This window comes from Kribbella albertanoniae (assembly GCF_004348455.1).
Taxonomy (GTDB): domain Bacteria; phylum Actinomycetota; class Actinomycetes; order Propionibacteriales; family Kribbellaceae; genus Kribbella; species Kribbella albertanoniae.
In genome coordinates, this window is sequence record NZ_SMKA01000403.1 from 1 (window position 1) to 5,784 (window position 5,784).

6 protein-coding genes are annotated in these 5,784 nt (G+C 68.3%); 2 read left to right on the forward strand and 4 right to left on the reverse strand.

All coding sequences use genetic code 11. The features are described from left to right. Positions 1 to 260 precede the first annotated feature (260 nt). The 3 genes from E1261_RS42720 to E1261_RS42730 are packed head-to-tail and all read right to left on the reverse strand — an operon-like array spanning position 261 to position 2,548. The gene (locus E1261_RS42720; protein WP_132415723.1) at positions 261 to 524 is read right to left on the reverse strand and encodes a MoaD/ThiS family protein; all 264 of its coding nucleotides are present in this window, start codon (positions 522 to 524) and stop codon (positions 261 to 263) included. 1 nt (position 525) lies between these two features. Beyond that, on the reverse strand, positions 526 to 1,611 hold the full coding sequence (locus E1261_RS42725; RefSeq protein ID WP_132415725.1) for a WD40/YVTN/BNR-like repeat-containing protein: 1,086 nt from the start codon (positions 1,609 to 1,611) through the stop codon (positions 526 to 528). 25 nt (positions 1,612 to 1,636) lie between these two features. Next, positions 1,637 to 2,548: a 2-hydroxyacid dehydrogenase gene (locus E1261_RS42730; RefSeq protein WP_132415727.1), complete on the reverse strand. Its 912-nt coding sequence runs from the start codon at positions 2,546 to 2,548 to the stop codon at positions 1,637 to 1,639. A gap of 93 nt (positions 2,549 to 2,641) precedes the next feature. Here E1261_RS42730 and E1261_RS42735 point away from each other — a divergent pair, with 93 nt between their 5' ends. Together E1261_RS42735 and E1261_RS42740 are read left to right on the forward strand one after the other, a co-directional pair. Next, positions 2,642 to 4,003 carry an FAD-binding oxidoreductase gene (locus E1261_RS42735; RefSeq protein WP_132415729.1) on the forward strand — a complete coding sequence of 454 codons (1,362 nt, stop codon included), beginning with the start codon at positions 2,642 to 2,644 and terminating at the stop codon, positions 4,001 to 4,003. After that, positions 4,000 to 5,286, forward strand: a complete 1,287-nt coding sequence (locus tag E1261_RS42740) for a class I SAM-dependent methyltransferase (RefSeq protein WP_132415731.1) — start codon at positions 4,000 to 4,002, stop codon at positions 5,284 to 5,286. The genes E1261_RS42735 and E1261_RS42740 overlap by 4 nt, the downstream gene beginning before the upstream one ends. Positions 5,287 to 5,293: 7 nt before the next feature. Here the strand turns inward: E1261_RS42740 and E1261_RS42745 are convergent, their stop codons facing one another. Further along, positions 5,294 to 5,491 (reverse strand): hypothetical protein, encoded by a 198-nt coding sequence (locus tag E1261_RS42745; RefSeq protein ID WP_132415733.1) that lies wholly within the window; start codon positions 5,489 to 5,491, stop codon positions 5,294 to 5,296. Positions 5,492 to 5,784 lie beyond the last annotated feature (293 nt).

Genomic DNA, 5,784 nt, shown 5'->3' on the forward strand with positions numbered 1-5,784 from the left:
CCGGTCCCCCCTCCCCGCGAGTGAACCCACCGTGCGTGTGCGAGTCCACCCACCAGCTTGTGGATTCCCCGGTCCACCGCATGCGCCTCAGGAACCGACCACCGGATGGGCCCACCCACCAAACGTCGAGCGGCCTGCGCCAGTTGCCGGGGGTGTGTGCACCTCATGGGGGCTGTCAACAGGTAATGCCTTGTCTCCGGCCACCAGTTCCTGTTCACACCCCCGAGTTGTGGCCGCAAGGAGTGGACTGGCAGCTGGCGTTAGCCGCCGGCGACGCTGGGGAGGATGAGGAGTTCGGCGCCGTCGGTGAGTGGGGTGTCCGGGCCGTTCAGGTCGCGGATGTTGTCGGAGCCCAGGTAGATGTTGACGTGGCGGCGGACTGCTCCTTGCTCGTCGGTGAGGCGGCGGCGGAGCGCCGGCTGGGTGGCGGCGAGGGCAGCGGCGACGGTGGAGGCTTCGACCTCGACCTGCTCGGCTCCGCCAGCGAAGGGGCGGAGCACGGGTGGGAGCTTGAGCGTGATCACGTCAGATCACCGCGGCGCGCAGGGTCAGTACGTCGGGGAGGTGGCTGGCGACCTCGGTCCAGGTGTCACCTGCATCGGCGCTCGCGTAGACGCAACCGTCGCGGGTGCCCACGTAGACGCCGGCCGACTCGGCGGCGTCGGTGGTCAGCGCGTCCCGGAGGACGGGCACGTAGGAGACATCGGGTAGACCGTTGGTCAACGGCTCCCAGGTCGCCCCGGCGTCGCGGGAGCGGTAGACGCGACAGGTGGCGTCGGTGGGGATTCGGTTGCCATCGGCCACCAACGGGAAGACGTACACGGTGTCGGGCTCGTGCGGGTGCACTGCGATCGGGAAGCCGAAGTCCGACGGCAGTCCGTCCGCGATGCTCTTCCAGATCTCACCACCGTCGTCGGACCGGTACACACCATGGTGGTTCTGCGCGAACATCCGCTCCGGTACGTCGGGATGCGCGGCCAGCTTGTGCACACACTGACCGAACTCGGGATCGGGGTCGGGCAGGAAGTACGCCTTGATCCCGTGGTTCGCCGGGGACCACGAAGAACCACCGTCGGTCGTCTGGTACACCCCACCGGTCGACATCGCGACACTCAGGCGCGCGGGATCGGTCGAATGCGGCAGCACCGTGTGGACGGCCTGACCGCCGAAGCCCGCGCCCCACTGCTCCCGATGCGGGTGGTCCCACAGACCGCGGACGAGCTCGAACGTCACGCCCCCGTCGACGGACTTCCACAGCGCCGACGGCTGGCTCCCGGCGTACACGACGCCCGGCTGGGCGGCCGGTGCGGGCTGGATCTGCCACACACGCTCCAGCGACGCATCAGTCCCCTCGGGGAACCCGATCGACCCCTCCTCCGGCTCGTCCCACGTCTGCCCGAGATCGTCGGAGTGGAAGACGGCCGGCCCCCAGTGCTCACTGGTCCCACCGGCGAAGAGTCGCGGTCGCTCACCCCGCGTGTCGATGCCCACGGCGTACACGCCCTGCATCTCGAACGCGGGCCCGTCGAGCCTCCACTCGCGGCGCGCAGCGTCGCTGCGGCCGATCCAGAGCCCCTTCTTGGTCCCGATCAGCAGTACGGCCTCGGACATCGTTGTCCTCCTGGGAATCGACGAACTAGCGTGGCGGCCCCGCCACCACATTGACGAGTGCTTCTCCGTGCGCAAAACGCTCCAGCTGCGCCCGCACCAACCGGGCGACCCGCGGCTCGAACGCCGTCGAGGCACCCCCGCGATGCGGGTTGATCAGCACATTCGGAGCAGACCACAGTGGATGACCGGACGGCAACGGCTCGGGATCGGTGACGTCGAGAGCGGCCGAGATGCGACCGGTCCCGAGCTCGGCCACGAGCGCATCGGTGTCGACGATCACGCCCCGAGCGACGTTCACCAGCAGAGCGCCGTCCTTGAGCCGGGCGAGGAACTTCGCGTCGACCATGCCGCGCGTCTCGTCGGTCGCCGGTGTCAGCAGCACGACGACGTCCGCCCGCGGCAGGAGGTCGGGCAGCTCGGATGTCGGGTGCACGCCGTCCCGCGGCCGCCGCGCGACCCGGATCACCTCACACTCGAACCCAGCCAGCCGCCGCTCCAGCGCCTCACCGATCGACCCGTACCCGACGATCAGCACGGTCCGGTCGGCGAGCGAGTCGTCCATCCGGGCATAGTCGTCGGCCGGCCAGTGCCCGCGGTCCTGGTTACGCACCGCGCTCGGGATCCGCCGGTACGACGCCAGGATCAGCCCGACCGCCAATTCGGCCGTCGACGCGTCGTGGACCCCGCGGGCGTTGCACAACGTGACGCCCTCGGGCAGATGCGGTAGCACGGCCTCGTAGCCCGCGGTCTGCAGCTGCACGACCTTCAGCGACGGCATCGCCGTGAACACCGCAGGAAGGTCCACAGCCCCCATGTACGGCGGCACGTAGAACTCGGCCTCCTCCGGCCCGTCCTGCGCGGACACGCCGTCCGGCACCCCACCGAGGACCCGCTCGGAGTCCTCCCACGGCAGCCACGCCCTCACCAGATCACCCATGAGGAAAACCTACTCGCCGCCCCGGACAGTTTGCGTCAGCAGGCGTGACAGAAGTCCCGTGCGGCCCGCGAATCACCGTCGTACTCTGATTAGGTGCCTTCGACATCGGATGCGCTCGCGCACGATCAGGCGGTAGGCCGGCTGCGCGCGTCGTACGAGCGCATACCGGTCGGTGAGCCCGTGCGGCTCGCCAAGCGCAGTTCGAACCTGTTCCGCCCGCGCGCCGAGCTCGAGTCGCCCGGCCTGGACGTGTCGGGGCTGACCGGGGTGATCAGCGTCGATCCGGTCGCGCGGACGGCCGACGTACAGGGCATGTGCACCTACGAAGACCTGGTTGCGGCGACCCTGCCGCACGGGCTGACGCCGATGGTGGTCCCCCAGCTCAAGACGATCACGCTCGGCGGCGCGGTCACCGGGCTCGGCATCGAGTCCTCGTCGTTCCGCGCCGGGCTGCCGCACGAATCCGTGCTGGAGATGGACATCCTGACCGGTGCCGGTGAGCTCGTGACCGCGCGGCCTGGTGACGACCTCTTCCGGATGTTCCCGAACTCCTACGGCACGCTCGGCTACGCGACCCGGCTGCGGATCGCCCTCGACCGCATCTCGCCGTACGTCGCCCTCCGCCACGTGCGGGTGTCATTGGACGAACTGGCCCCGGTGATCGCCGAAATTGTTGCCTCCGGCATGTATGACGGCGAGCCGGTGCACTTCGTCGACGGCGTCGCATTCAGCCCTGCCGAGGCCTATCTGACGCTCGGCCGCAACAGCGACGCCGCGGTGCAGACGAGCGACTACACCGGCCAGCAGATCTACTACCGGTCGATCCAGCAGCGGCAGACCGATTTCCTCACCGCGCACGACTATCTGTGGCGGTGGGACACCGACTGGTTCTGGTGCTCCGCCGCTTTCGGTGCCCAGAATCCATGGGTACGGCGGCTCTGGCCGCGGCGGTGGCGGCGCAGCGACGTGTTCCACAAACTCGTCGGCTTCGAGAACCGGCATCACGTTGCTGCACGGATCAGTCGGCGCCGCGGTCAGGCGCCGCGCGAGCGCGTCGTACAGGATGTTGAGATTCCTTTGGCCCGGGTGGCCGAGTTCCTTCGGTGGTTCGACACTGAGGTTGGGATGCGGCCGGTGTGGCTGTGCCCACTGCGACTCCGCGGATCAGCGAGCTGGCCGCTGTATCCGTTGGCGCCCGGCGAGACCTACGTGAACGTCGGCTTCTGGGGCACTGTCCCGATCGCACCCGGTGCCGCCGACGGTGACGTCAACCGCGCGATCGAGGACGCGGTCGCCCGCTTCGGCGGCCACAAATCGCTCTACTCCGACGCCTACTACGACCGAGACACGTTCAACCGCCTCTACAACGTCCCGGCCCTGACTGATGTGAAACAACGCTACGACCCGGACGCCCGGCTCACCGGGCTCTACGAAAAGGCGGTGACGCGCCGATGACGACGCTCGCAACACAGGTATCCATCGCAGAAGCCCTGACCACCGTGACCCCGGAGGGCCTCCCCTTCCGCTTCACGGCGTACGACGGCAGTGCAACCGGCCCCGCGGATTCCCCGATCCACATGCACCTCGCGAACGAACGCGGCCTGTCCTACATCCTGACCGCCCCCGGTGACCTCGGCATGGTTCGCGCCTACGTCATGGGCGATCTCGAGATCACCGGCGTCCATCCCGCGAACCCGTACGAGTTCATGCGGATGATGCTGAACCAGGTCCACTTCGAGCGCCCCACCACCGCCGAGGCACTCCGCATCGTCCGGGGCCTCGGCTGGGCCCACCTGAAGCCGCCGCCTCCCCCACCGCAGGAACACCTCCCCAAATGGCGCCGTACCTTCGAGGGCTTCCGCCACTCGCGCCTGCGTGACAAGGCCGCTATTCATCACCACTACGACGTCTCCAACAGGTTCTACGAGCTGATTCTCGGTCCCTCGATGACGTACACCTGCGCGGTCTATCCGACGCTCGATTCCACTCTGGAAGAAGCGCAGTACGAGAAGTACGACCTGGTCGCCCGCAAGCTCGACCTGAAGCCCGGCATGCGGTTGCTGGACGTCGGCTGCGGCTGGGGCGGCATGGTCCGGCACGCAGCCCGCGAGTACGGCGTCACCGCGCTGGGCGTCACGTTGTCCTCAGCTCAGGCCGAGTGGGCCGCTGAGGCCATCAAACGCGACGGCCTGGAGGACCGCGCCGAGGTCCGCTACCTCGACTACCGAGACGTCCCCGAACGCGACTTCGACGCCATCAGCTCCATCGGCCTCACCGAACACATCGGCGTCCGCAACTACCCGTCGTACTTCGGCTTCCTCCTCGACCGTCTCCGCCCAGGCGGCCGCCTGCTCAACCACAGCATCACCCGCCCCGACAACCGCTACCGCTCCACCGGCGCCTTCATCGACCGCTACATCTTCCCCGACGGCGAACTCATCGGCTCCGGCCGCATCATCGCCGAAGCCCAGGACGCCGGCTTCGAAGTCCGCCACGCCGAAAACCTCCGTGAGCACTACGCCCTCACGCTAACCGCCTGGTCCGACAACCTGCAGTCCCACTGGGACGAGGCAGTAGCGGAGGTCGGCCCCGCCACCGCCAAGATCTGGGGCCTCTACCTGGCCGCCTGCCGCGTCGGCTTCGAACGCAACAACACCCAACTCCACCAGTTCCTAGCCGTAAAACTCGACCCGCCGGCCAACGCCCACTTCCCGCTCCGGCCCACCTGGCTCAGCTGATCTGGGGTCATTTCCTCGTGATGATGTGACCAACGACAAGGCTCGCGAGGCCCAGTGCGCCCACCATGGCGCTCGCCGTGACGAATTGCCGAACGACCACGGCGAACCTGTCCATGTCGCCTCCTCCGCCGGCGACGAAGAGGAGCGCCAGCAGCATCAGGATGCCGAGGGCCAAGGCAAGCAGCACCCATCCGAGAATGGTCATGCTGCTCCGCTTTCGTGGGGGGTGGCGGCGGGGCGCCGGGTGCGGGTACTGGTGCGGAGGGACGTTCCCCTGCCATTGGTGCGGAGGGACGTTCCCCTGCCATTGGTGCGGAGGGACATTCCCCTGCCGTGGGTCGTGAGGCCCTGGATTGCCCGGGGCGGAGTGTGACATGTCTGGACATTACCGCAGCGTGCCGGTCAGTTCGTCTGTACGCCGTCGGTCGGATCGGATCGATGCCGGGTGTGCATGAAGTGGGGTGGGGATCGGCATTGGACCGCGCGCAGGCGTGCGGG